This is a genomic window from Streptomyces agglomeratus, from assembly GCF_001746415.1.
GTDB classification, from domain to species: domain Bacteria; phylum Actinomycetota; class Actinomycetes; order Streptomycetales; family Streptomycetaceae; genus Streptomyces; species Streptomyces agglomeratus.
The window spans coordinates 7,234,538-7,258,796 of the sequence record NZ_MEHJ01000001.1 but is presented as its reverse complement, the minus strand read 5'-3'; the positions used below and the strand labels follow the sequence as shown (position 1 = coordinate 7,258,796).

Annotated in this window: 20 protein-coding genes; 6 read left to right on the top strand and 14 right to left on the bottom strand. The window is 72.8% G+C overall.

What is annotated here, in order from left to right:
• Positions 1-161: 161 nt before the first annotated feature.
• Positions 162-2,387, top strand: a complete 2,226-nt coding sequence (locus tag AS594_RS31745; RefSeq protein ID WP_069935627.1) for a terpene synthase family protein — start codon at positions 162-164, stop codon at positions 2,385-2,387.
• 77 nt (positions 2,388-2,464) lie between these two features.
• On the opposite strand, the gene lepB is transcribed toward AS594_RS31745, so the two are convergent.
• From lepB to AS594_RS31710, 7 genes are all read right to left on the bottom strand, one after another.
• The gene (gene lepB, locus AS594_RS31740) at positions 2,465-3,196 is read right to left on the bottom strand and encodes a signal peptidase I (RefSeq protein ID WP_079144308.1); all 732 of its coding nucleotides are present in this window, start codon (positions 3,194-3,196) and stop codon (positions 2,465-2,467) included.
• 28 nt (positions 3,197-3,224) lie between these two features.
• Positions 3,225-3,725 carry a glycosyltransferase family protein gene (locus AS594_RS31735; protein WP_069775284.1) on the bottom strand — a complete coding sequence of 167 codons (501 nt, stop codon included), beginning with the start codon at positions 3,723-3,725 and terminating at the stop codon, positions 3,225-3,227.
• A gap of 153 nt (positions 3,726-3,878) precedes the next feature.
• Entirely contained in the window at positions 3,879-4,121 is a 243-nt protein-coding gene (locus tag AS594_RS31730) for a DUF397 domain-containing protein (protein ID WP_069775286.1), read from the bottom strand.
• A 117-nt stretch (positions 4,122-4,238) separates the two neighbouring features.
• Positions 4,239-5,405 carry a thiolase domain-containing protein gene (locus AS594_RS31725; protein WP_069775287.1) on the bottom strand — a complete coding sequence of 389 codons (1,167 nt, stop codon included), beginning with the start codon at positions 5,403-5,405 and terminating at the stop codon, positions 4,239-4,241.
• The gene (locus tag AS594_RS31720; protein ID WP_069775354.1) at positions 5,402-6,472 is read right to left on the bottom strand and encodes a thiolase domain-containing protein; all 1,071 of its coding nucleotides are present in this window, start codon (positions 6,470-6,472) and stop codon (positions 5,402-5,404) included. The genes AS594_RS31725 and AS594_RS31720 overlap by 4 nt, the downstream gene beginning before the upstream one ends.
• A complete protein-coding gene (locus tag AS594_RS31715; protein WP_069775289.1) occupies positions 6,472-7,416 on the bottom strand; it encodes a Zn-ribbon domain-containing OB-fold protein in 945 nt (314 codons plus the stop codon). The genes AS594_RS31720 and AS594_RS31715 overlap by 1 nt, the downstream gene beginning before the upstream one ends.
• 26 nt (positions 7,417-7,442) lie before the next feature.
• On the bottom strand, positions 7,443-8,246 hold the full coding sequence (locus AS594_RS31710) for a crotonase/enoyl-CoA hydratase family protein (protein ID WP_069775290.1): 804 nt from the start codon (positions 8,244-8,246) through the stop codon (positions 7,443-7,445).
• Positions 8,247-8,434: 188 nt separating this feature from the next.
• Here AS594_RS31710 and AS594_RS31705 point away from each other — a divergent pair, with 188 nt between their 5' ends.
• A complete protein-coding gene (locus AS594_RS31705; RefSeq protein ID WP_069935626.1) occupies positions 8,435-10,069 on the top strand; it encodes an acyl-CoA synthetase in 1,635 nt (544 codons plus the stop codon).
• 153 nt (positions 10,070-10,222) lie between these two features.
• Here AS594_RS31705 and AS594_RS31700 read toward each other — a convergent pair whose 3' ends face one another.
• Both AS594_RS31700 and AS594_RS31695 read right to left on the bottom strand, forming a co-directional pair.
• Entirely contained in the window at positions 10,223-10,975 is a 753-nt protein-coding gene (locus AS594_RS31700) for a PepSY domain-containing protein (protein WP_069775292.1), read from the bottom strand.
• 87 nt (positions 10,976-11,062) lie between these two features.
• Positions 11,063-11,503, bottom strand: a complete 441-nt coding sequence (locus tag AS594_RS31695) for an SRPBCC family protein (RefSeq protein WP_069775293.1) — start codon at positions 11,501-11,503, stop codon at positions 11,063-11,065.
• Positions 11,504-11,554: 51 nt separating this feature from the next.
• Here AS594_RS31695 and AS594_RS31690 point away from each other — a divergent pair, with 51 nt between their 5' ends.
• The gene (locus tag AS594_RS31690; protein ID WP_069935625.1) at positions 11,555-13,096 is read left to right on the top strand and encodes an ATP-dependent DNA ligase; all 1,542 of its coding nucleotides are present in this window, start codon (positions 11,555-11,557) and stop codon (positions 13,094-13,096) included.
• Positions 13,097-13,121: 25 nt separating this feature from the next.
• Here the strand turns inward: AS594_RS31690 and AS594_RS31685 are convergent, their stop codons facing one another.
• A complete protein-coding gene (locus AS594_RS31685; RefSeq protein WP_141747184.1) occupies positions 13,122-17,654 on the bottom strand; it encodes a HEAT repeat domain-containing protein in 4,533 nt (1,510 codons plus the stop codon).
• Between the two features lie 185 nt (positions 17,655-17,839).
• On the opposite strand from AS594_RS31685, the gene AS594_RS31680 reads away from it, so the two are divergent.
• The gene (locus tag AS594_RS31680) at positions 17,840-18,037 is read left to right on the top strand and encodes a DUF4236 domain-containing protein (protein ID WP_069775296.1); all 198 of its coding nucleotides are present in this window, start codon (positions 17,840-17,842) and stop codon (positions 18,035-18,037) included.
• Between the two features lie 22 nt (positions 18,038-18,059).
• Here the strand turns inward: AS594_RS31680 and AS594_RS31675 are convergent, their stop codons facing one another.
• The 3 genes from AS594_RS31675 to AS594_RS31665 all read right to left on the bottom strand — a co-directional run bounded on the left by AS594_RS31675 (position 18,060) and on the right by AS594_RS31665 (position 20,545).
• A complete protein-coding gene (locus tag AS594_RS31675) occupies positions 18,060-18,452 on the bottom strand; it encodes a DoxX family protein (RefSeq protein ID WP_420877865.1) in 393 nt (130 codons plus the stop codon).
• 78 nt (positions 18,453-18,530) lie between these two features.
• The gene (locus AS594_RS31670) at positions 18,531-20,048 is read right to left on the bottom strand and encodes an alpha/beta fold hydrolase (RefSeq protein ID WP_069935623.1); all 1,518 of its coding nucleotides are present in this window, start codon (positions 20,046-20,048) and stop codon (positions 18,531-18,533) included.
• A gap of 125 nt (positions 20,049-20,173) precedes the next feature.
• Positions 20,174-20,545 (bottom strand): DoxX family protein, encoded by a 372-nt coding sequence (locus AS594_RS31665; RefSeq protein ID WP_069775298.1) that lies wholly within the window; start codon positions 20,543-20,545, stop codon positions 20,174-20,176.
• Positions 20,546-20,636: 91 nt separating this feature from the next.
• Here AS594_RS31665 and AS594_RS31660 point away from each other — a divergent pair, with 91 nt between their 5' ends.
• Complete coding sequence (locus AS594_RS31660; protein WP_107357858.1) at positions 20,637-21,338, top strand: TetR/AcrR family transcriptional regulator; 702 nt, start codon at positions 20,637-20,639, stop codon at positions 21,336-21,338.
• 125 nt (positions 21,339-21,463) lie between these two features.
• Positions 21,464-22,753: a phenylacetate--CoA ligase PaaK gene (paaK, locus tag AS594_RS31655; protein ID WP_069935622.1), complete on the top strand. Its 1,290-nt coding sequence runs from the start codon at positions 21,464-21,466 to the stop codon at positions 22,751-22,753.
• Here paaK and AS594_RS31650 read toward each other — a convergent pair.
• The gene (locus AS594_RS31650; RefSeq protein ID WP_069775301.1) at positions 22,722-24,248 is read right to left on the bottom strand and encodes an acyl-CoA synthetase; all 1,527 of its coding nucleotides are present in this window, start codon (positions 24,246-24,248) and stop codon (positions 22,722-22,724) included. The two genes, paaK and AS594_RS31650, sit on opposite strands and share 32 nt — an antisense overlap.
• Positions 24,249-24,259 lie beyond the last annotated feature (11 nt).

Below are 24,259 nucleotides of genomic sequence, written 5' to 3'. Positions count from 1 at the left end.
GCGACGACGGGGCGCCATCGGCCACGACCGGCGGTGGCGCCCTTTTGTATGACTAATGGGCGCGGGGAGTGGGCCGTACGGGCGACGGGTAGGGCTGGGCGGAATTGACCGGTCCGTGCGACGGTGGGCGCGCGGACGTCCTGGAAAGGCCGGACCCGTTCATGGCACAACAGCCCTTCACACTGCCGGACTTCTATGTTCCGTATCCGGCGCGGCTCAACCCCCACGTCGACGAGGCCCGTCGGCACACGCGGGAGTGGGCTCGCCGGATGGAGATGCTGGAAGGCTCCGGAGTCTGGGAGGAGCGCGACCTCGAAGCCCACGACTACGCACTGCTCTGCGCGTACACCCATCCCGACTGCTCGTCCGAAGTGCTGGCGCTGGTCACCGACTGGTACGTGTGGGTGTTCTTCTTCGACGACCACTTCCTGGAGACGTTCAAGCGGACCCTGGACCGGGAGGGCGGCAAGCGGTACCTGGACCGGCTGCCGGCGTTCATGCCGATGGATCTGTCGGACGGTATGCCGGAGCCGGAGAATCCGGTCGAGGCGGGGCTCGCGGACCTGTGGACGCGGACCGTGCCGAGCATGACCGGCGCGTGGCGGGAACGATTCGCCGAGTCGACCCGGAACCTGCTCAACGAGTCCTTGTGGGAACTGTCCAACATGGACGAGGGACGGATCGCCAACCCCGTCGAGTACATCGAGATGCGCAGGAAGGTCGGCGGCGCGCCCTGGTCGGCGGGCATCGTCGAGTTCGCCGCGAACGCGGAGGTCCCGGCGTCGGTGGCGCACTCCCGGCCGCTCGCGGTGCTGCGCGACGCGTTCTCGGACGCGGTGCACCTGCGCAACGACCTCTTCTCGTACCAGCGTGAGGTCGAGGAGGAGCACGAGAACAGCAACGGCGTACTGGTGCTGGAGAACTTCCTCGGGTGTACGACGCAGGAGGCGGCGGAGGCGGTGAACGATCTGCTGACGTCACGGCTCCAGCAGTTCGAGAACACGGCGCTCACCGAACTGGGACCGCTGTGCGCCGAGAAGGGGCTGCGCCCGGACGAGACGGCCGCCGTACTGGCGTACGCCAAGGGCTTGCAGGACTGGCAGTCGGGCGGGCACGAGTGGCACATGCGCTCCAGCCGGTACATGAACGGCGGCGGGGCCGCGGCCGGTCCCGCCGAGAGCGGCTGGGGCATGGCGGCGGCCACGATCCGCTTCACGCCGAGGGCCGAAGCGGCGCGCCTGCGCAAGCACAGCCATGTGCCGTACCAGCACGTCGGTCCGTCGATCGTGCCCGAGCTGGACTTCCCGTACCGCCTCCAGCTGAGTCCGCACCTGGCGGGGGCCCGGGACCGCAACATCGAGTGGGCACGGCGGATGGGGATGCTGGAGCCGCAGCCGGGCCGGCCCGCGTCGCACGTCTGGGACGAGCGGCGGGCGCGCAACATCGACCTGCCGCTCTGCTCGGCGGGCCTGCAACCCGACGCGACACCCCAGGAGCTGGACCTCTCGTCGAACTGGCTGACCTGGGGGACGTACGGCGACGACCTGTATCCGGTGATCTACGGCCGAACCCGCGACCTGGCCGGCGCGTACGCGGCCAATGAGCGGCTGCGGCTCTTCATGCCCCTGGACGGGGTGCCCACGCCGGAGCCGGTGGACGCGATGGAGCGGGGGCTCGCCGACCTCTGGCAGCGGACGGCGGGGCCGATGAACGACGCTTCGCGGCGTACGTTCCGCAAGTCGGTCGACGACATGATCGCGAGCTGGGAGTGGGAGCTGGCGAACCAGGCGCTGCACCGCGTTCCCGACCCGGTGGACTACATCGAGATGCGGCGGTTCACCTTCGGCGCCGACATGACGATGCGGCTGTGCCGGCTGTCGCACGGCGACCGCGTGCCGGACGAGATCTACCAGAGCGGCTCCATCCGGTCGCTGGAGAACTCGGCCGTCGACTACGCCACGCTGCTCAACGATCTCTTCTCGTACCAGAAGGAGATCGAGTACGAGGGCGAGGTGCACAACGCGGTCCTGGTCGTGCAGAACTTCTTCGGCATCGACTATCCGACCGGGGTCGAGATGGTGCACGAGCTGATGAAGGGGCGGATGCGGCAGTTCCAGCACGTCATCAACGTCGAACTGCCCGTCCTGTACGACGACTTCGCGCTGGACGCCGGAGCCCGTGAGATCCTCGACGGCTATGTGCGCGAGCTACAGGACTGGATGGCCGGGATCCTGAACTGGCACCGGGAATGCGTCCGTTACCACGACGAGGACCTGCGGGGCGGCGGAGGCGGCGCCCCCTGGCACCTCACCGGTCCCACGGGGCTGGGCACTTCGGCCGCGCAGATCGTCACGCTGCTGAGCCGGCCGGCCGCCGCGCACACATAGCCCGCGTCACCGCCGCCGGGCCGACCGCCGCGACGCGCTGCCGCGGGGCACCGGCGGCGGCCCGGCCGGCTTCGCGGTCAGCGTCCCGGACCGCCGATCCCCGCCTGGCCGAAGGTGGCGGGGACGGGCAGGTTGTCCAATCGCCCGACCGGCCAGGCCACCACGACCGCGCGGCCCACCACGTCGTCCACGGGCACCATCCCGGCGCCCGGCTCGCGCTGGTGGTACCGGGAGTCTCCGGAAGCCTGGCGGTGGTCGCCCATCACCCAGAGGTGGCCGCTGGGCACCGTGACCTTGAACTGGCCGTCCGGGTCGGTGCTGCACGCCGTGTTCCCGGGGAAGACGTACGGCTCGTCGAGCGCCTTGCCGTTGACCTTCAGCGGGCCCCTGCCCGCGCACTCGACGGTGTCGCCGCCGACGCCGACGACCCGCTTGATCAGGTCCTTGTCCTCGGCCGACGGCATCAGTCCGATGAAACCGAGCGCCTTCTGGACGGCGTTGGTACGCGGAGTCGGCTCGTTCTTCAGCCAATCGCCCGGGTCGTGGAAGACGACGACCTCACCGCGCTCCGGCTCGGATCCGAACCACGGGGTCAGCTTGTCGACCAGGACGCGGTCACCCTTCTGAAGGGTGTTCTGCATAGACTCCGAGGGGATGGAGAACGCCTGGAGCAGGAAGGTCTTTATCAGCAGCGACAGCAGCAGCGCGATCACCACGAGGAGCGGGAGCTCCTTCCAGAAGGGGCGCTGCTTCCTCACCTTCGGATACCGCGTCTCCGGTGCGCCGACTGCCACATCTCCCACAACCACTCCTCGCTCGCCTCTCCCCGCAGGGTCGTCACCCCTGCTGGAACAGCTCCGCGGGCAGGGGCTTCAGCAGCGCGTACAGGTCGTCGGTGATCGGCCGGTCCCAGCTGGCGATGGTGACGAGCACGTTGTCGCTGCGGTCGAACTGTACGCAGGAGATGCGGGTTTCGGAGAGTTTGATACGGCGCACGATCAGCAGGTTGTCGCCCTGCATGACCGGCATGTCCTCGCTGCCGGTCACCGTGACGGGCTCGTCGTTCTCCAGCGCCAGGAGCAGCTGCGCCACCTCGAAGGGCACCTGGCCCTCCTCCAGCTCCCTGGCGGGCGAGCCCTCCGGCAGGTTCCCGATGATCATCGCGGGGCCGCGGCCGCCGAACAGGTCGTAACGCAGGAAGACACCCTGGCAGCTGCCGTCGGGCGCGGGCAGCAGGCCCGCTCCGAGGTTGCCCGGCCAGTCGCCCGGGTCCATGGCCAGGACATCGAATTCCGGGCCCGCGGGCGTGGCGGAGGGGCGGCGGCGGAGGAAGGACATGCCGCCATGGTACGTGGCCCGAAGGGTCTTCCGGCGTCGGGGCGGCCCGGTGCGCGGGTCCCGTTCCCGGTCCCGGCCCCCGATCGCCGTACGGGGCGGATTCGGGCCGTACGGCGGTCGGGGACGGCGGACGAAGTCCCGGCAGAGGGGCTGCTAGGTCAGGTCGAAGGCGCCGTTGCGGGCGTTCAGGACGAAGGCGCGCCACTCGGCCGGGTTGAAGATCAGTGAGGGGCTGCCGGGGGCGTCGGCGTTGCGCATCGCGATGAATCCCTCGACGAACGCGATCTGGACGTCGCCCGCCCCCTGACTGCCCGACTGCCAGTCCGCCTTGCTCAGATCCAGCTGCTCCGGCTTGTCCCAGCCCTTGGTCCGCTGCGCGGTGATGCTCTCGGCCACGTCCCTGCTCCTCCCGGTTCGTCGTCCGCCGGTCAGCCTAGCCATCGTCCCCGGCGACGGACAGGCCGCCGGTAGGAGCCGGGCCGGCCCGGTGGCCTGTCCGGTATGCCGGACCTCTCAGCCGGGAGGCGGTTCGGCGCCGACGAGCCACATGGAGAAGAACTGCGCTCCGCCTCCGTAGGCGTGGCCCAGCGCCCGGCGTGCCCCGTCGACCTGGTGCTCTCCGGCCTGTCCGCGCACCTGGAGGGCGGCCTCGGCGAAGCGGATCATGCCGGAGGCGCCGATGGGGTTGGTGGACAGGACCCCGCCCGACGGGTTCACGGGCAGGTCGCCGTCGAGTTCGGTGACGCCGGACTCGGTGAGCTTCCAGCCCTCGCCCTCGGCGGCGAATCCGAGGTTCTCCAGCCACATCGGCTCGTACCAGGAGAACGGCACGTACATCTCGACGGCATCGATCTCCCGGCGCGGGTCGGTGATGCGCGCCTGCCGGTAAACGTCGGCGGCGCAGTCCTTGCCGGCCTGCGGGGAGACGAAGTCCTTGCCGGCGAACAGGGTCGGTTCGCTGCGCATGGCGCCGCCGTGCACCCATGCGGGCGGGTGCGGCGCGCGCGCCGCGCCGGCGCGGTCCGTGAGGATCATCGCGCAGGCGCCGTCGGAGGACGGGCACGTCTCGGAGTAGCGGACGGGGTCCCAGAGCATGGGGGACGCCTGGACCTTCTCCAGCGTGATGTCCGGCTCGTGGAGGTGGGCGTACGGGTTCTTCAAAGCGTTGCGGCGGTCCTTGTACGCGACGACGGATCCCACGGTGTCGGGGGCGCCGCTGCGGCGCATGTACGCCCGGATGTGCGGCGCGAAGAAGCCGCCGGCACCGGCGAGCAGGGGCTGCTGGAACGGCACGGGCAGGGACAGGCCCCACATCGCGTTGGATTCGGACTGCTTCTCGAAGGCGAGGGTGAGGACCGTGCCGTGGACGCGGGCGGCGATCAGGTTGGCGGCGACCAGCGCGGTGGAGCCGCCGACGGAGCCCGCCGTGTGGACGCGCAGCATGGGTTTGCCGACGGCGCCCAGCGCGTCGGCGAGGTAGAGCTCCGGCATCATCACGCCCTCGAAGAAGTCGGGGGCCTTGCCGATGACGACGGCGTCGATGTCCGCCCAGGTCAACCGGGCGTCATCCAGCGCGCGTGTGGCGGCCTCGCGGACGAGACCGGCGAGGGAGACGTCCCGGCGGGCGGCGACGTGCTTCGTCTGGCCGATGCCCACCACCGCTACGGGCTCCTTGCTCATGACTCCCCCTCCAGGACGGCGACAAGGTTCTGCTGGAGGCAGGGCCCCGAGGTGGCGTGCGCGAGCGCCCGGGAGGACGCGCCGCGGTGGATGCGGGCCGCCGCCTCGCCGATCCTGATGAGTCCGGCGGCCATGACGGGATTCGCGGCGAGCGCGCCGCCGGACGGGTTGACGTCCACGTCGTCGCCCAGGCGCAGCGCCTTGCGCAGGACGATCTCCTGCGAGGTGAAGGGCGCGTGCAGCTCGGCGGTGTCGACCGGCCGCTCGAAGGCCCCGGCCCGTTCGGCGGCGAGCCTGGCAGACGGGGAGTCGGTGAGGTCGCGTACGCCCAGGCTGTGCGCCTCGATGCGGTGGTCCATGCCACAGATCCAGGCGGGGCGCTCGCACAGCCGGCGCGCGGTGTCGCCCGCCGCCAGGATCACCGCCGCCGCGCCGTCGCCGATGGGCGGGCAGTCGCCCGCGCGCAGCGGCTGTACGAGGTAGTCGCCGGCCGGAACGGATCCGGTGAGCTGGGCGTACGGATTGGCCTCCGCGGCGGCGCGGCTGCGGGCCGCGACGGCCGCGAGGGCGGGCTCGTCCGCGTCGCCCGCGTCGATCAGCGCCCGGGCCTGGAGTGCGGCCAGCGACACCGAGTCCGGCCAGAGGGGGGCGACGTAGTACGGGTCGAGCTGGCGGGTCAGGACGTCGCGCAGCTCGCCGGGGGAGGACTTTCCGTACGCGTAGACGAGCGCGGTGTCGGCCTCGCCGGTCAGGAGCTTGACCCAGGCTTCGTACAGCGCCCAGGCTCCGTCCATTTCCACATGGGACTCGGAGATCGGCGGCCAGGCGCCGACACCGTCGAGGGCCATGGTGAAGGAGAAGGCCCGGCCCGCGAGGTAGTCGCTCGAACCGGAGCAGGTGAATCCGATGTCACTGGTCCTGAGTCCGGTACGCCCCAGGACCTCGTGCAGTACCGGCATCAGCATCTCGACTTCGGACAGCTCGTCGGTGCGCCGGCGGTGAGGGCTCTGGGCGAAGGCGACGACGGCGATGTCGCGTGCGCCGGGCTTGCCGGGCGTGCCGGGCATCAGATCAGCTCCTTGTAGGCGTCGTAGTCGGCGTCCGGTTCGCCGGTGGGCCGGTAGTGGTCGGGGTAGCGGCCGCCCTCGGTCCACACCGGCTCGACGCGCAGGCCCATGCGCACCTGGTCGTACGGGATGCCGCCGATCCGCCCGTGCAGGGCGAGGTCGGCGCCGTCGAGCGCGATGTGCGCGTAGACGTACGGGACTTCGATGTCGAGGTTGCGCGCCTTGATGTTGACGATGCAGAAGGTGGTGACGGTGCCGCGCGGGCCGACCTCGACGCGCTCGGCCGTCGCGATGCCGCAGGTGGGGCAGGCGCCCCGGGGCGGGACGTACACCTTGCGGCAGGAGGGGCAGCGCTCGCCGACGGTGCGCCGCCCGGCGAGCGCGTTGATGTAGTCGGTGGGGGCGCGGCCGGGACTGTACGTGTAGTCGAGGCGGGCGGGGGCGACGATGCCGGTGACGGGATCGGCGAAGCGGCCGTCGTGCGGGGCCGCCGGACCGCTGTCCTCGCTGTCGTACGGTTCGAAGCAGGCGATGTCGGTGATGGCGCCGGTGCGTTCGGCGGCCCAGCGGACGCGCACGCGCAGGCCGGTGCGCACGGCGTCGGGGCCGGGCGCGTCCAGGGCGTGCAGCAGGGCGGTGTCGGCCCCGTCGAGCCGCACCAGGACCCAGGCGAAGGGGGTGCGCAGGGGCTGGTAGCGGCGCGGGGAGGGGTTCCAGGCCCAGGTGGTGACGGTGCCGGTCGGGGCTACCTCGACGAGTTCCCGGAGCTCTTCGGCGGTGACCGGGTCGTACTCGACGGGCGGCACCAGCACCCCGCCGCCGGCGGTCTTCACGCCGAGGACCGTGCGCTCGCGAAGGCCGGTGAGGAAGGCGCTCTGCACGGGACCGAGGGAGCGGGTGAACGGGAACTCGACAACGAGCGGGGCACTGAGGACTTCGGGCATGGACGGCTCCTTCTCGGGCGTCGTTCTCACGCGCGGCGGTAGTGGGGCTCGCGCTTCTCGGCGAAGGCGCGGGCGCCCTCCTTGGCGTCGGCGGTGTCGAAAACGGGCCAGCCTCGCTTCAGTTCGGCGGCGAGGCCGTCCGTCTCGGTCATGTCCGCGGTGTCGTACACGGACGCCTTGACCGCCTCGACGGCCAGCGGGCCGCAGGCGTTGATCTGCCCGGCGATGGCGAGGGCCTTGTCGAGGGCGGTGCCGTCCGGGACGACATGGCCGACGAGCCCGACGCGTTCGGCTTCCCGCGCCGGGTACGGGCGGCCGGTGAGGAGCATCTCCAGGGCGTGCGTGCGCGGGATCTGGCGCGGCAGGCGTACGGTCGAGCCACCGATGGGGAACAGTCCGCGCCTGACCTCGAAGAGGCCGAAGGTGGCGCTTTCCCCGGCGACGCGGATGTCGGTGCCCTGGAGGATCTCCGTACCGCCCGCGACGCAGTACCCCTCGACGGCGGCGATGACCGGCTTGCGGGGGCGGTGGTGGCGGAGCATCGCCTTCCAGTGGAGGTCGGGGTCGGCCTTCATGCGGTCGCGGTACTGGTCGCCGCCCATGTCCTTGTCGCCGGCGAGGGCCTTGAGGTCCATGCCTGCGCAGAAGTCACCGCCCGCGCCGGTCAGCACGACGGAGCGGATGTCGTCGTCCGCGTCGGCGGCCAGCCAGCCGTCGTACAGCCCCACCAGCATGGGCAGCGACAGCGCGTTCTTGGCCTCGGGCCTGTTCAGGGTGAGCACCAGCGTGGCGCCCTCGCGTCGCACGGTGAGGTGTTCCGTACCACCCATTGACTGCCTCCCGTCTGAGGAACGAGAACAGGTTGCAGGAGGGTGGGGCCCAGTTCAATAGTTTTCTGACACCTAGTCAGATTTTCTCGGCGCAGCCCCTTCCCACTTGGAGCGGGCTTTGCTCTGATGGCCGTCGGGTGACCGTCACGTGCCGTCGGGCGATCGCGCAGCCCGGGTCAGGAGGAACGGTGGAGTACAACCTTGCCGACCTGTTCGAGTCGGTCGTCGACGTGGTCCCGGACCGTGAGGCGCTCGTGTACGCCGACCATCCCGGTACGGGCGCCGAGCGCAGACTGACGTACGCGGAGCTGGACGCGGCGGCGAACCGCGTCGCGCACCACCTCGCCGACGCCGGCGTGAAGCCGGGCGAGCACCTGGGGCTGCACCTCTACAACGGCGTCGAATACCTCCAGACCGTGCTGGGCTGCCTCAAGGCGCGCGTCGTCCCGGTCAACGTCAACTACCGCTACCTCGAGGAGGAGCTGGTCTACCTCTACCGCGACGCGGACCTGGTGGCGCTCGTCTTCGACGCCGAGTTCACCGGGCGGGTCGCGGCCGCGCTCCCCCGGACGGAGAAGCTCCGGCATCTCGTACGGGTGGGTACGGCGCCCGGCGGTGCGCCCGAGCCCGCGATCCCGCCGGTGCCGTTCACGGAGGCCGAGGCGGCGGGACGGGACGGACGGGGGTTCGGGCCGCGCTCCGGGGACGACCAGTTCATCATCTACACCGGCGGCACCACCGGCATGCCCAAGGGTGTGATGTGGCGCCAGGAGGACCTGTTCTTCTCCGGGCTCGGCGGCGGGGCGCCGACCGGTGAACCGGTGAAGTCGCCGGCGGAGCTGGCCGAACGGGTTGCGGCCGGCGGCGACGGGATCACCTTCTTCCCCACTCCCCCGCTGATGCACGGCACGTCGACGCTCACCGCCTTCATCGGTTTCTTCTTCGGCCAGCGGGTGGTGCTGCACCGGAAGTTCGCGCCCGAGGAGGTGCTCCGTACGATCGAGAAGGAGAAGGTCACCAGCGTGTCGCTCGTCGGCGACGCCATGCTGCGGCCGCTGGTCGACGCGCTGAACGGGCCGATGCGGGGGACCGACTGCTCGTCGCTGTTCAGCGTCTCGTCCTCGGGCGCGATCCTTTCGGAGACGGTGCGCGAGCAGTTCCAGGCGCTGGTGCCGAACGTGATGCTGCTGAACAACTTCGGGTCGTCGGAATCCGGCTTCAACGGCACGGCGACGGACGACTCGGGCCCCGGCAAGGGGTTCCGGCTGCGCGTCAACTCCCGCACCGCGGTGATCGATCCGGCGACACACGCTCCTGTCGTACCCGGCGAAGTGGGCCGCATCGCGCAGCGCGGACATGTCCCGCTGGGCTACTACAACGACCCCGGGAAGACCGCGGAGACCTTCTTCGAGGCCGAAGGCGAGCGGTGGGTGCTGCTGGGTGACATGGCAACGGTGGACGAGGAGGGCATCGTCACCGTGCTCGGCCGGGGCTCGCAGTGCATCAACACGGGCGGCGAGAAGGTGTACCCGGAAGAGGTCGAGCAGGCGCTCAAGTCCCATCCGGACGTGTACGACGCGCTGGTGGCCGGGGTGCCCGACGAGACGTGGGGCAACCGGGTGGCGGCCGTGGTGCAGCTGCGCGGGGGCGTGGACGCGCCGGGGCTCGACGCCATCCAGGCGCACTGCCGCACCCGGCTCGCCGGATACAAGATTCCCCGCCAGCTCGTGATAGCGCCGGAGATACAGCGCTCGCCGAGCGGCAAGGCGGACTACCGGTGGGCCCGTTCGGTCGCGGCGGGATCCGGCGGCCGTCAGGGGTGAGCGCGCGGGCTCCGGAACAGGCGTCACCCGTCCGGCGGCCCGAACGACGGGGCCGGGGACGCGGGCCGGCGGTGGCGCGAGCGGCGACGGGCCTGACGACGCGGGACCCCGGGCCGCTTCCGGGCGCCGGTCGCACCCGGAAGCGGCGCCGTGTCAGTCCCGGTCGACGTCCTCGCTCAGGACTTCGCCCGTCGTGGCGTCGATGTCGAGCGTGGACTTGTTCCAGTCGTCGGTGGACACGACCTCGACGGACCAGATGACGTCGCCGCTGTCGGCGTCGTCGAGCTCCATGGAGGTGATCGTGCCCTTCTTCCGGTCGGTGGCGGCCTTCGCCACCTGCTCCGGGGTCTGCTTGATCTTCGTGATCCAGGAGGCGCGCTCCGCCTTCTCGTCGGCGTCCTGACCGGGGTCGGTGCGGGACCGGATGACGTCGCCGGACTCGGCGTCGATGCGGACGGTGGACGCCGTGCCGTCCTTCTTGGACACCTCCGCGACCCATACCGGCTGCCCGGTCCGGGGGCTCGCGGTCGGGCTCGGGCTGCCGGTGGGGCTGGGGCTCGGGGAGGAGCCACTGGCCCTGCGCTTCAGCTCGACCGAGAGCAGCGTGCTGTCCGGCACCTCCGCCACGGCCGTGGCGGCGGCCTTGTCGGCGGTGACCTTGGCGGCCGGCACCAGAGCCTTGCGTGCCGCCTGGTCCTCGTTGAGCCGGACGGACCCCGAGGGGCTCGGCGACGTGGTCTGCCGCACGTCCGGCTGCCCGGCGGCGGCATGGTTCGGCCTGGCGTCGCCACCGCTCCCGCAACCGCCGACGAGCGCGGCGACGGCCACGGCGCAGAGGGCGGCCGTCTGGACGCGCCGGGCACGCGGGCCGCCGGCACGGTTCCTGTGAATGGACTGAAGGTTCATGACCGCACGGTTAACCTCCCGGCCGCCGCCGCATGTCGCCCGGCGCCAAGAGTCACCCGATCGCACGGCCGTTCGCCGCCGGGGCGGTCACCGGCCGGCCGGGGGGCCGAGCAGGCCCGTGACCGCCCGGCCGAAGACCAGCCGGCCCGCGCGCGCGACCAGCCCGTCGAACGCCCCGGGGAGCCCCCGCAGCCGCAAATCCTCCGTCCAGACGGCCACGGCCCCCCCGGGAGCCGGACGTACGTCGATCTCGGCCCACCCGAGGACGACCCCGCCCCGCTTCTCCAGCCGGCAGTGCCCGGCCCCGCCGTCCTGCGGAGGCTCCCAGGCCACCACCTCCATGGGGTCGTCGAAACCGAGACGCCCGGCTCCGGTACGGGCCACCACCAGGGTGCCGGTGCCCGTCGGCGGCGGAGGGGTCACGGTGATGCGGGTCAGCGGGACCGCGTGGTGCTGCCAGTCGGTCAGGCGCCGCCAGGCTTCCCCGGCGGACAGCGGCGTTCGGCGTTCGATACGGAAGAGGGCCACGGCCCGAGCCTAAGCACTGCGGGGCGGCGATCGCCGTTGCAGGATGGGGGCATGCTGCTCGCCACACTCGCCCGGGTCTCGCGGGAGATCGCGTCGACGTCCGCGCGCTCGCGCAAGACCGCGCTGCTGGCGGAGCTCTTCCGGAGCGCCGGGCCCGACGACGTACCGATCGTGATCCCGTATCTGGCGGGCCGCCTGCCGCAGGGGCGCATCGGGACCGGCTGGAGCCTGCTGCGGGAGCCCGTCCCGCCCGCCGCCGGGCCCACACTGACCGTGCGTGAGGTGGACGCCGCGCTGACCGCGTTCGCGGGCGTGGCGGGGCCCGGCGCGCAGGCGGAGCGGGCTCGGCTGGTGCGGGAGCTGCTGGGGGCGGCGACGGAGGAGGAGCAGCGGTTCCTGTCCGGGCTGCTCACCGGGGAGGTACGGCAGGGCGCGCTGGACGCGCTGGCGGCGGAGGGGCTGGCGGCGGCCGCGTCGGTGCCCGCGGCCGACGTGCGGCGGGCGGTGATGCTGGGCGGTTCGCTGGTCGCGGTGGGCCGGGCGCTGCTGGCCCGGGGACCCGCGGCGCTCGGGGAGTTCAGCCTCCGGGTGGGCCGCGCCGTGCCGCCGATGCTCGCGCACCCCGGGCAGAGCGCCGGCGAGGCGGTCGGCAAACTCGGGGCGTGCGCGGTGGAGGAGAAGCTGGACGGCATCCGGGTTCAGGTCCACCGCGACGGCGAGCGGGTACGCGTCTTCACGCGCACACTGGACGACATCACGGACCGCGTACCGGAACTCACCTCCGTGGCGGGCGGGTTGTCCGGCGACGGATTCATCCTGGACGGCGAGGTCATCGCCTTCGACGCGAACGGCAGGCCGCTCCCCTTCCAGGACATCGCGGGCCGCGTCGGCTCCCGCCTCGACGTGGCGGCGGCGCGCCAGGCGCTGCCGCTGTCCCCCGTGTTCTTCGACGTACTGGCGCTCGGGGGTGAGGTGCTTCTGGACCTGCCCTACCGGGAGAGGTACGAGCGGCTGGCGGGGCTGGTCCCCGAGCCGATGCGCGTGCGCCGGACGGTGGTGACCGGGCCCGACGAGGCGCCGCTGGCCGACGAGTTCCTGGCGCGGACGCTGGAACGCGGGCACGAAGGGGTGGTGCTCAAGGGGCTGGACGCGCCGTACCAGGCCGGGCGGCGCGGCACGTCGTGGCTCAAGGTGAAGCCCGTGCACACCCTCGACCTGGTGGTGCTGGCCGCCGAGTGGGGCCACGGGCGGCGGACCGGCAAGCTCTCCAACCTGCATCTGGGTGCCCGGCGGCCGGACGGTACGTTCGCCATGCTGGGCAAGACGTTCAAGGGCCTCACCGACGCGATGCTGGAGTGGCAGACGCGGCGGCTGCTGGAGCTGGCGACCGGCGAGAGCGGCCATGTGGTGACCGTACGCCCGGAACTCGTCGTCGAGATCGCGTTCGACGGGCTTCAGCGCTCCACCCGTTACCCGGAGGGTGTGACGCTGCGCTTCGCGCGCGTGGTGCGCTACCGGGAGGACAAGCCGGCCGCCGAGACGGACACGGTCGGCACCGTCCTCGCGACGGGTCCGGTGCGGGCGGAGGAGTGAGCGGTCCGCCCGCCGGCCGCACCGGCTAGCCGCCGCCGGTGGACGTGACGATCCGCTGGAGTACGTCCTCGTACAGACGCCGTCTGTCCGGCCGGGCGTGACCGGCCGCGCGCCGGAGAGCGGTTGCCGCCGGTCCGGGCATCAGGGCCAGTCCTTCGCCCGCCGCCCTGCGGACGACCGGATGGGCGTGCTGGAGCAGGCCGACCACGGCGGGGACGGCGGGTTCCCAGTGCGCGTGGCAGAGCGTCCGGATCGCCATGCGTGCCACGTCGGGCTGCGGGTCGTCCAGCAGGACCGCCGTGTGGTGGAGGTATGCCGTCCGGTCGAGCATCGCCCGCGAGGTCCGGTGGGCGTGCAGCCGGACCCCGGGCCTCGGGTCCTTCAGCAGTGTGCCGATCACGGCCCGCAGCTCCGGGTCCTCGTCCGGGTCCGGACCCGGATGCTCCTCGGCCAACCGGGTGAGCGCGCGGCGTATCCCCTCGGGGGAGCCGGTCCTGGCCAGGTCCAGCAGCTCGGCCCGCAGCTCGGCCCGGGAGGGGCGCGGCGAAGCGCTGCGGGGCGACGTGGCGCGCTCGCGCAGCTCGGCCACCGCGGCGGCGTCGTGCCGCTCGGCGTCCGCGCCCCGCAGCGGCCCGCCGACCAGGAGCAGTTCACCCGCCAGGTCGTCGCGGCCCTCGGCGCGCAGTCGCCGGCGGACGCGTACGAGGGCGGGGGTGCTCAGCAGCGGACGGCCCGCGAGGAGGTCCAGGAAGCCGGAGGCGCCGGCTTCGAGCCGGTCGGTCAGGGCAGCGGCCAGCGTGTCCGCCGGGATGTCCCCCAGGGCGCGTCGGACCTCGGGGCGAAGGGACGGCGGGCCGTGCTCCCACCAGTTCAGCAGCAGGGGGAGCAGCCGGCTCCTGTCCCCGGGATCGTCGAGCAGCCGGACCGCGCGGACCACACGGTCCGGCCGTATGCCGGCGGAGCGCAGTTCCGTCTCGCTCATGGCGTTCAGTTCCCGGGCGTGGCCGGCGGTGGGGGCGACGGTGACGCGGCCGCTGAGGAAGGCGCGCAGCACGTGGCGCGCGGTCGCGGGTTCGGGCCACGTCGAGAGCGCCCGGGCGGCGGCGTCCCGGCGCTCCGGGTCGTCGGATTCCAGCATGGCGAGCAGCCGTTCGCGCTGTGCGCCCGAACGTGGCTGGTCGAGGTCCTCTACGCGTACGACGCGCTGGGTCCCCGCCGGGGCGGCGGCACTCTCCCCGACGGTCCACGGCGGTGCGTCCAGTGGCTGAAGACACGTCATCCAGTCGAGGAGCGCGACGCGTACTTTGGGGTCGGCGGATGTGTAGGCGTCGATCAGTCCGGCCAGTACGCCTCGCGAGCCCGGCGCGCCGTTCCCGGCGCGCCGGCGGAACGCCTCCAGGGCGCCGGGCGACCGCACGGCCGCACGCAGCGCGGCCCGCCATGCCTCCGAGGGCCCGTCTCCGGCCCCGGTGCGGGCGGCGGACGGCGGCGGGACGGCGAAGGCGTCGCGCAGCACGGCCGTCTCGGCCTGCCACGGATCGGCGCCGAGCCGGACCTCGGCCAGGGCCCGGTCGAGATCCGCGCGCACCGGAACGGCGCCGCAACGGCGCAGCAGCGGCAGCGTGGAGCGGCCGCTCATGGCCCCGGCGGGCAGCGCGCGCACCGCGTCCGCCGCCGCGAGCCTTCCGACCGTGGGCAGGTCCGGGACGACGGCTTCGAGCAGCGTGACGAGGTCGTGCCCGTTCCCGCCCGCCGGGTCGGCGAGCCCGTCGAGCAGGACCGTCGCGTACCGGGCGAAGACGGCCCGTTCTCCGTCCGCCCACGGCTGCGGGCACAGCCGGAGCGTGAACCGCAGCACGCGACTGCGTACGGTGGGCGCGGAGCCGGCCAGGCGGAGCCAGTCGGCGAGCATGGGCCGCAGTTCGCGCAGCCGGGCGGGGGACGGCGGCTCGGGCCGCCGGGCGATGCGCCGGGCGACCGAGGGGTCCCAGCCGCCGGTCAGCAGCGTCATGGCGTCGGCGTCCGCTTCCCGCCTGTCGGGCCCGGGCTCCGGCACCGCGGTGCGGCCGTCGGCATGCGTCGGCGCCAGGTCCTCGGCCGTCCCGGACGCCAGGCGTACCCGCCCGGCCTGCACCAGGGCGAGCAGCGCCTGCGCGGCCGGGAATCTCTGGCCTTCGAGGGCGAGGACCGAGTGCGCCGGAAGTGCGCCGTCGAGCCCGGCGAGGAGCAGGTCGCGGGTCCGGGTGTCCTCGGCGCGTTCGGCGGCGGCGAGGAGGGTCGCGGCGTACGCGTCGCCGAGGACGGCGCGCAGGGCGTCGGCCAGCGCGGCGCGCAGCCCGGGGTTGTCGTGCCGTCCGAGCCACCGGAGCAGGGCCGGCGCCGCCGCGGGGGTTCCGGCCCGGACCAGGGCCTCGGCGGCGGTCTTCTTGACGTTCATGTTCGGGTGGTCGAGGCAGGACGCGATCGCGGCGCAGGCCCAGGTCGCCCCGGCATGTCCCAGGGCCAGCAGGGCCTGTCGTACGGTCTGGACGTCCTGGGCGGCGGTCAGCGTGATCAGGGTCGCCGACAGCGCCTGCGGGCCGTCGCCTGTGGGGTCCTGGGCGAGCAGCGCGATCACCCGTTTGCGGACCTGCGGGTCACGGGAGCGCAGCAGGCGGTGCACCCGGGGGCGGGTGCGTCCGGCGGGGGCTCTGAGGAGGAGTTCGAGCAGAATCGACTGTTCGCCGCCGGACAGCCCCGGACGGTCGAGCAGGTCGAGCGCCACAGCCGCGACGAGCGCGTGTCCCGCCTCCGGGGCACCCGGGGCGTCGAGGAGACAGGACGGTCTGATCTTCCCCCGCTGGTGGAGGCGGCAGCCCAGTGCGTAGAGGGCGTCCACCACCTCCTGGGGCACTACGGGCTCACCGGTGGGGCTTTCGCCGCCCGCGCGCTCAGGGGCCCGGTGCGGCTCCCGGGACGCCGCCAGGTCGCGTACGGCGGCGAGCAGCAGATCGGTGATGAGCGGCAGTGTGCCGGTGCTGCCGTGGGCGGCCAGTCTGCACAGCGCATCCACCGGCCTGGCGGGGTCCAAGTGGGAGCGCAGGAGGGCCAGTTCGCGCTCGTCGGGGGCGCCCAGGTCGGTCGCGATACGGGCCGGGAGATCGGCCGGGTCGAGACGTACGAGGATGCGCTGCCTCGCGTGCGGTTCGTGGCTCAGGTGCCACAGCAGTTCCAGGGCCCGGTCGCGCACCGCCCGCAGGTGCGGCGCGATCACGCTCCCGGCGCCGTCCGGCGGCGCGTCCGCGGACAGGCCGAGCCCTTCGGCCAGCGCCGCCGCCGTACGGGCTCCGCCGATGGCCTCCAGGGCGTTGAGGGCGGCCGCGGGTGCGGCGGGCAGGAGGGCGATCACAGCCTCTTCGGCGTCGGCGTGGCGCAGCTCGCGGATCGCGTGGAGAAACGGTCCGGGGTCGGGGGCCGGCGGAAGCAAGCGGGTGATCTCCGCGCCGATCGGCAGGTCCCCCGGCCCCTGCGCGGCCAGGGCGACGAGCAGAGCCAGCCGCCGGGGCCAGGACGGGTGGCCGGCGGCGGCGTCCAGCAGGGTGCGCAGCATCGCCCGGCGGCAGGTGTACAGGACGGTCGCGATCTCCGCGGGGGCGATGGTGTGGTCGGCGAGTGCCAGGGCGACCACGGCCCTGACGGCCCGCTCGTCCGCGAAGTGCCCGCGCCGGTGGAGACCGCGCAGGCAGGTGACGGCCGGCCCGCCGAGCAGCAGGGGGTCCTGCGCGGCTACGGCCGTCAGCTCGGCGATGTCGCCGCGTTCCGCCACGTCGCCGAGGAGTTCCATCGCCTGTCGGCGCAGCGGCGGCGGCAGGCCGGGGTTCCCGGCGGTCTGCCGCAGCAGGTCACCGTGCCCGTGGCGGGCCGCGGCCGCGAGTGCGGCGGCGGCCGCCACGGGATGCGCGGCCGCCGCGCCGGCGTCGAGGAAGGGGGTCAGGAGCCCGTGCGGCAAGGGGTGCAGCGCGGCCCAGGGCCGGGCGAGTTCGGCCAGCGCGGCGGCCGCGACGTCGGCGCTCCCCCCGGCGAGCAGAGCGGCCAGGCGTTCGCGGACCGGCGTGGGGGCCAGCAGCCCGGCGTGCAGGCCCTGACGGGCCAGCCGCAGCCCTTCGGCCCGCAGCACCGGGTCACCGCTGTCCGTGAGTGCGGCCACGAGTCGCGCGGGCCGGTGCGGCGCGCTCGTGAGGTCCGCTCCCCCCACGGCCTGGTACAGGAGTTCGCCCGGCGGCACTTCCGCCAGCAGCCCGGGGTCGTTGAGCAGCTCGGCGCGCAGGAGGGCGATCCGTACGGAAGGCGGAAGTTCCGCCCCGCGCCACGACGGCGGCCGCCATCCGCCCAGTCGCGGCCCGTGGCGCTGGTACAGCCCGGCCAGGAAGAGCGTCTCCTCCGGCGACCGCGCCGTGAATCCGGGCAGCAGCTCCACGAGTTCGGCGAGGTCCCGCTCGCCGGCCCGCCGGCCGGGCGTCACTCGCTCCGCCAGCAGGACGAGGCGGTGAAAAAGAGGTACGTCCGTCGGCGTGGTCACCGTCGGATACTAGGCAGGCCGATCGCGGCCCCACCAGCGGGATTTGGCGGCCCGAGGGCGCCGGAGCGGCACAGCGGGCACCCTGTGCCCGTCCGGCGGCGCGGGCACGGTGCGGGCGGGGGGCATGGTGCGGCCAGGACGGGACACCTGTACAGCATCCGATCCCGTCCCGGAAGGACGTCGACATGCCGATCACATTCCGCAAGAGCTTCCGGATCCTGCCGGGAGTGCGGCTGAACATCAACCGCCGCTCCTGGTCCATCACGACCGGCGGCAGGAACGGCCCCCGCCGCACGACCAGCAGCACGGGCCGCCGTACCACCTCGGTGGACCTGCCGGGCCCCTTCGGCTGGCGCAAGACCACGCGCACGCGCCGCCGGTGAGCGGGCACGGGCGTCGCGGGCGTCAGCGCGCGGCGTTCCGCCCCACCTTGGCGGCCCACAGGACGAGCGGGACCTGGAGCGGAAGCCGCGCGTAGGCGAGGGACCTGAGCGGGGCGGGCTTGTGGCGCCAGTCGTACGCCATCTTCACGTTGGCCGGGAAGACGCCCGCGAAGAAGCACGCGGCGGCGATCGCGCTCACCCGCCGCGTGCGGGGCACCGCCAGGCCCGCCGCCAGGAGCAGTTCGGCGACACCGCTCGCGTGCGTCCACGCGCGGGGGCTTCCGGGAAGCGCGGCGGGCACGATGGCGTCGAAGGGCTTGGGCGCCACCATGTGGGCGGTGCCGGCGGCGGCGAGGAGACCGACGAGCAGACGCGCGGCACGGTCGGTGGCGTCGCTGGTGTCGATGGCGGTCAATGGGGGCCTCCCGGGTGGTGACGGATGTCCGGCCGCCTGATTATTACCAACCGGTACGCCGTATTGCTAGACACCGCGTCAACAACAGCCCGCGGCCTTGAGCTCCGCGAGGAACGCCTCCGGCGCGTTCTCGTGGATCAGATGGCCCGCGTCAATGGTCACCAGGCGGCAGCCGGGGATCAGCTCGGCCATCCGCGCCAGCGGGCCCTGCGGCAGATGACTGGACGGGCCGCCGGCCAGCAGGAGCGTGGGCGAGGAGATGTGGGACAGGCCCTCCGCCCAGCCCGGGTCCGGGTCGTTGTACTGCGCGTCCGTCGCCGCCACGACCTCCCGGTCGAAGTCGAGTCGCTCGTCCGTACGGACAGGGGCGGGGCGCCGAGGCTCGGCCGGAAACGGCGCGGGCGGGTCCTCCAGGACGAGCCGCCCGACCCGCTCCGGGTACGCCTGGGCCACCAACAGCGCGACCACGCCGCCCATGGAGTGGCCCACGAGGTCGGCACGGCCGAGGCCGAGCGCGTCGAGGAAGCCCCGCACGTCGTCACGCATCCGCAGGTACGTGTAGCTGCCCGGCCAGTCGCTCATCCCGTGGCCGCGCAGGTCCGGGGCGTACACCCGCCGGGTCCGCGCGAGCCGCCGGGCGACGTGGGTCCAGTGGGCACTGTTCCCGGACCTTCCGTGCAGCAGTACGACAGGAGGCGCGGCGGGGTCTCCCCAGGTCCGGTACGCGATCCGGACGCCGTTCGCGCGTACGCTCCGCAGCCCGTCGTCGAAGAAGGCGCCGACCGTACGGGAGAACCCGCCCGGGTCGTCGAGCCACGGGAAGTGCCCGCCCCCCGGCTGTACGGCCAGTTCCGCGTCGGGGAAGAGCGCCGCGATCTCGGCCGCGCGTTCCGAGGTGGGTACGCCGTCGCGTTCCCCGGCGAGCACGAGAACGGGCGCCGCGAAGGCCGCCAGCGCCGCGCGGGTCGCCGGCGGGTCGAAGGTGCTCTCGGCGACGAACACCTGTGCCGCCGCCGCGTTCACCTGCCGCGGGCTCTGCGCGGCGTGCGCGCGGGCGGCCGCGTCCCAGCGGCCGTAAAGGAACGGGTAGGCGGAACCGGGGCCGCCGGTGACGCCGCGCAGCTGCGCGTCCAGGGCGGCGTACGCCTCGTCGAACCAGGGCTCGTCCTCGCGCAGTCGCGCCGCCTTCAGCCGGTCCTCGGGCGTCACCGGAACCCCCGCCGCCCACGCGGTCGGCGTGACGAGCGCCAGGCGGCGGACCCGGTGCGGGTGGGCGGCGGCGTACAGCATGCCGAGGTTGCCCGCCGCCGAGTGCGCCAGCAGGTCCACGCGCTCCAGGCCCAAATGCACGCGCAGCGCCTCGACATCGGCGACGAGCCGCTCGCAGCGGTACGTCGCCGGGTCGGCCGGGACCGCGGAACCGCCGGTGCCGCGCAGGTCGAGGAGGACGAGCCGCCGGTGTGCGGAGAGGCCCCCCAGGTCGCCCAGGTAGGCGGAGGCGCGCATGGCGCCGCCGGGCAGACAGATCAGCGGCTCCCCCTCACCCACCGCACGGTAGGCGAGGGTTGTCCCGTCGTACGACTCGAATGTCCCCATGCGCGAGATCATCGCAATGGCCGGCCGTGCGAAGCAATGCGATTCACCTCGGCCCGGCGCCCGGCCGTCTCAATCCGCCACTGCGCGCGGGGTGTTCGTGCCCGAGGCGGTCGTGCCCGGGACGGTCACAAGGAGTACGGGCCGAAGCGGCCCCAGGCGACCAGTACGGCGAGGGCCAGCAGGAAGACGTTGACGACGATCGCGCTGTTCTCTTTGCGCCGCAGGTGGAGGACCGCGGCCAGGACCATGATCAGAGCCAGACCGCAGGCGGCGAGCGGTGTGAGCCAGACAGCGACGCCGGTCACCGCCGGAAGGATCAGGCCGAGGGCGGCGAGGAACTCGGTCACTCCGATGAGCCGCAGCGTGCCGGTGGACACGTCCTGCGCCCACGGCATCATCCCGATGAGCTTCTCTCTGGGCTGAGTGCTCTTCATTAAGCCCGCCAGGCCGAAGGCCAGGGCCAGCAGTGCCTGCACGATCCACAGGGCGACGTTCACTTGTTTCTCACGCTCCAAGTCGACTCGACGCCCTCGTAGTCGGGCCTCGAGAGAAAGATGAGGATGGCCTCCGGTTGATACGATGAGAAGCATGCCGGAATCACAGGCTTCCCACCAGCCCCTCCCCCCAACTCCCCCTCGGCCCTTGCGGCGTGACGCGCGGCGCAACCGCGAGGCACTCCTGGAAGCCGCCCGGGCCCACTTCGCCGAACACGGCCTCGACGCCTCCCTGGAACAGATCGCCAAGCGCGCCGGCGTCGCGATCGGAACCCTCTACCGGCACTTCCCCACCCGGCTCGACCTGATCCAGGCGCTGTTCACCGGCAAGCTCCAGGCCGTGGCGGAGGCCGCCGAGCAAGCCGCGGCCATGGACGACGCCTGGGAGGGCTTCGCCCACTTCATGGAGATGATGTGCGCTCTCCAGGCGGAGGACCGCGGACTCAACGACCTGGCCTCCGTACGCCTGATCCCCGCCTCACCCGAGTTCGACGAGGCCAACGCCCGCATCCACGACCTGGGCATCGTCATCATCCGAAGGGCGCACGAGCAGGGCAGCCTGCGCCCCGACGTCACCCCGGAGGACCTCGCGCTCCTCGTCTGGTCCCACAACCGGATCACCCACGCCACCAGCGGCATCGCGCCCAACGCCTGGCGTCGCTATCTCCACCTGATGCTGGACGCGTTCCGCGCCGAGCGGGCGCATCCCCTCCCGGAGCCGCCCATGTCGCCGCAGCAGGTGTACGAGGCGATGGTCCGGCTCGGCGGAGCGGCCGGCTGCACGCCGCCACCCTGAGCACGCTCCGGCGCGGTGCACGGAAGCATGCCCGGCCCCTTGCGGTGGGGCGGCGCACCTGGATTACTGACCCCCGGAAGATCAACCGAATGATCGGTTGTCCGGTCGGTACGGGAGTGTCACTTATGACGGTTCTGCTGGACGCGGCGGAGGAGCTCGGACCCGAAGAGCTCCGCGCGCTGCAACTGGAGCGGCTGCGGGCGACTCTGCGCCACGCGTACGAGAACGTCCCATTCTACCGGCAGTCGTTCGACAGGGCCGGACTGCACCCGGACGACTGCCGTTCGCTCGCCGACCTCGCCCGCTTCCCCTTCACCGTCAAGGCCGATCTGCGCGACAACTACCCCTTCGGCATGTTCGCCGTCCCCCAGGCCGACATCCGCCGCATCCACGCGTCCAGCGGCACGACCGGCCGCCCGACGGTCGTCGGCTACACCGAACGCGACCTCGGCATGTGGGCCGACATGGTCGCCCGCTCGATCCGCGCGGCCGGCGGGCGCCCCGGCCACAAGGTGCATGTGGCGTACGGGTACGGACTGTTCACCGGCGGGCTCGGCGCGCACTACGGAGCCGAGCGCCTGGGCTGCACCGTCATTCCGGCGTCGGGCGGCATGACCGCGCGTCAGGTGCGGCTGATCCAGGACTTCCGCCCCGAGGTCATCATGGTCACGCCCTCCTACATGCTGACGCTGCTCGACGAGTTCGAGCGGCAGGGCGTCGATCCGCGTACCACCTCCCTCCGGGTGGGCATCTTCGGCGCCGAGCCGTGGACCGAGGAGATGCGGCGCGAGATCGAGGAGCGGTTCGCGATCGACGCCGTCGACATATACGGGCTGTCGGAGGTCATCGGCCCCGGTGTGGCCCAGGAATGCGTGGAGACGAAGGACGGTCCGCACATCTGGGAGGACCACTTCTTCCCGGAGGTGGTCGACCCGGTCACCGGCGAGGTGCTGCCGGACGGGGAACACGGCGAGCTGGTCTTCACCTCGCTCACCAAGGAGGCCATGCCGGTCGTCCGCTACCGCACCCGCGACCTCACCCGGCTGCTCCCGGGAACGGCGCGCCCCGGCTTCCGGCGGATGGAGAAGGTCACCGGCCGCAGTGACGACATGGTCGTCGTGCGCGGCGTGAACCTCTTCCCCACCCAGATCGAGGAGATCGTGCTGCGGACCCCCGGGGTCGCCCCGCACTTCCAGCTGCGGCTGACGCGCGAGGGGCGGATGGACCGGCTGACCGTACGGGCGGAGGCGCGGCCGGAAGCCACCGGGGAGCAGATTACGGCCGCGGCGGCGTCGATCGCGGCCGCCGTGAAGGACGGTGCGGGGCTCTCGGCCGGGGTCGAGATCGTCGACCCCGGGACGCTGGAACGTTCGGTGGGCAAGCTCAGGAGGACCGAGGATCTGCGGAAGGGGTGAGCGCGCCGAGACGGTCCCGCAGCTCGCGCTTGAGGATCTTCCCGCTGGCGTTGCGCGGCAGCTCGTCCACGAACAGCACCCGTTTCGGGGCCTTGAAGTGGGCGAGCCTGTCCCGGGCGTGGGCGAGGAGTTCGGCCTCGGTCACCTCGCCGCGCGGTACGACGACGGCGGTGACGGCCTCGATCCAGCGCGCGTCGGGGAGCCCGACGACCGCGGCCTCCGCCACGCCGGGGTGGGTGTAGAGCGCGTCCTCGACCTGACGCGAGGCGACCAGCACACCGCCGGAGTTGATGACGTCCTTCACCCGGTCGACGATCGTGAAGTACCCCTCGCCGTCCCGCGTCGCGAGGTCCCCGGAGCGGAACCATCCGTCGCGGAACGCCTCCTTGGTCTCGGCCGCCTTGTGCCAGTACCCCTCGCACAGCTGCGGTGACCGGTAGACGATCTCGCCGGCCGTCCCGTCCGGGACCTCCGATCCGTCTTCGTCGACGACCTTCGCCTCGACGAAGAGGACGGGCCTGCCGCACGACTCCATCCTCCCCGCGTGCTCGTCCGGCCCGAGGACCGTCGCCAGCGGGCCGATCTCGCTCTGCCCGAAGCAGTTGTAGAAGGCGAGAGCGGGCAGCCGCTCGCGCAGCCGCTCCAGTACCGGTACGGGCATGACCGACGCCCCGTAGTACGCCTTGCGCAGTCGGCTCAGGTCGCGGGTGGTGAAACCGGGGTGCCGGGAGAGGGCGATCCAGACCGTGGGCGGGGCGAAGAGGCTGTCCGCCCGTCCCGCTTCCACCAGGTCGAAGATCTCCTCGGCGTCGGGCCCGTCGATGACGGTGTTCTCCGCGCCGACCGCGAGGTACGGCAGCAGGAACACGTGCATCTGCGCGGAGTGGTACAGCGGCAGGGAGTGGACCGGCCGGTCGCGTTCGTTGAGATCCAGTGCGGTGATGGCGCTGACGTACTCGTGGACGAGCGCCCGGTGCGTCATCATCGCGCCCTTGGGGAGCGCGGTCGTGCCGGAGGTGTAGAGCAGCTGCACGACGTCCCGGGCGTCACGGTCGGGGTCGTACGGCCGGGGCGTGCTCAGCGCGTCGAGCAGCGAGCCCTCGGCGTCGCGCAGCGGTCGTACGGCGACACCCTGAGGCAGCCGGTCCGCCAGCGCGGGGTCGGTGAGGACCAGGACGCTGCCCGAGTCTTCGAGGATGTACGCCAGGTCGTCACCGGTCAGGTGCTGATTGACCGGCACATGGACGAGTCCCGCCCGCGCGCAGGCGAGGAAGGCGATCAGGTACGCGTCCGAGTTGTGGCCGTAGGCGGCCACCCGGTCGCCGCTCTCCAGGCCGCTTCCGACGAGTTCGGCGGCAGCGGTGGAGACGGCGGCGTCCAGTGCGGCGTAGGTCCAGGACCGTTCCGCGTACCGCAGGGCGGTGCGGTCCGGGGTCCGGCGGGCGCTGCGGCGCAGGACCCCGTCGACTGTACTGCTGCGTACGTCTCTCGTCATGGCGTGATCCT

Bases quoted from the DNA above. Each gene is read 5' to 3' on its own strand.
- AS594_RS31710 (WP_069775290.1), bottom strand. From the start codon at position 8,246: ATGGGTGGTACGGAACACCTCACCGTGCGACGCGAGGGCGCCACGCTG.
- AS594_RS31715 (WP_069775289.1), bottom strand. From the start codon at position 7,416: ATGCCCGAAGTCCTCAGTGCCCCGCTCGTTGTCGAGTTCCCGTTCACC.
- AS594_RS31650 (WP_069775301.1), bottom strand. From the start codon at position 24,248: ATGACGAGAGACGTACGCAGCAGTACAGTCGACGGGGTCCTGCGCCGC.
- AS594_RS31745 (WP_069935627.1), top strand. From the start codon at position 162: ATGGCACAACAGCCCTTCACACTGCCGGACTTCTATGTTCCGTATCCG.
- AS594_RS31660 (WP_107357858.1), top strand. From the start codon at position 20,637: ATGCCGGAATCACAGGCTTCCCACCAGCCCCTCCCCCCAACTCCCCCT.
- paaK (WP_069935622.1), top strand. From the start codon at position 21,464: ATGACGGTTCTGCTGGACGCGGCGGAGGAGCTCGGACCCGAAGAGCTC.
- AS594_RS31720 (WP_069775354.1), bottom strand. From the start codon at position 6,472: ATGCCCGGCACGCCCGGCAAGCCCGGCGCACGCGACATCGCCGTCGTC.
- AS594_RS31680 (WP_069775296.1), top strand. From the start codon at position 17,840: ATGCCGATCACATTCCGCAAGAGCTTCCGGATCCTGCCGGGAGTGCGG.
- AS594_RS31670 (WP_069935623.1), bottom strand. From the start codon at position 20,048: ATGGGGACATTCGAGTCGTACGACGGGACAACCCTCGCCTACCGTGCG.
- AS594_RS31725 (WP_069775287.1), bottom strand. From the start codon at position 5,405: ATGAGCAAGGAGCCCGTAGCGGTGGTGGGCATCGGCCAGACGAAGCAC.
- AS594_RS31735 (WP_069775284.1), bottom strand. From the start codon at position 3,725: ATGTCCTTCCTCCGCCGCCGCCCCTCCGCCACGCCCGCGGGCCCGGAA.
- AS594_RS31700 (WP_069775292.1), bottom strand. From the start codon at position 10,975: ATGAACCTTCAGTCCATTCACAGGAACCGTGCCGGCGGCCCGCGTGCC.
- AS594_RS31690 (WP_069935625.1), top strand. From the start codon at position 11,555: ATGCTGCTCGCCACACTCGCCCGGGTCTCGCGGGAGATCGCGTCGACG.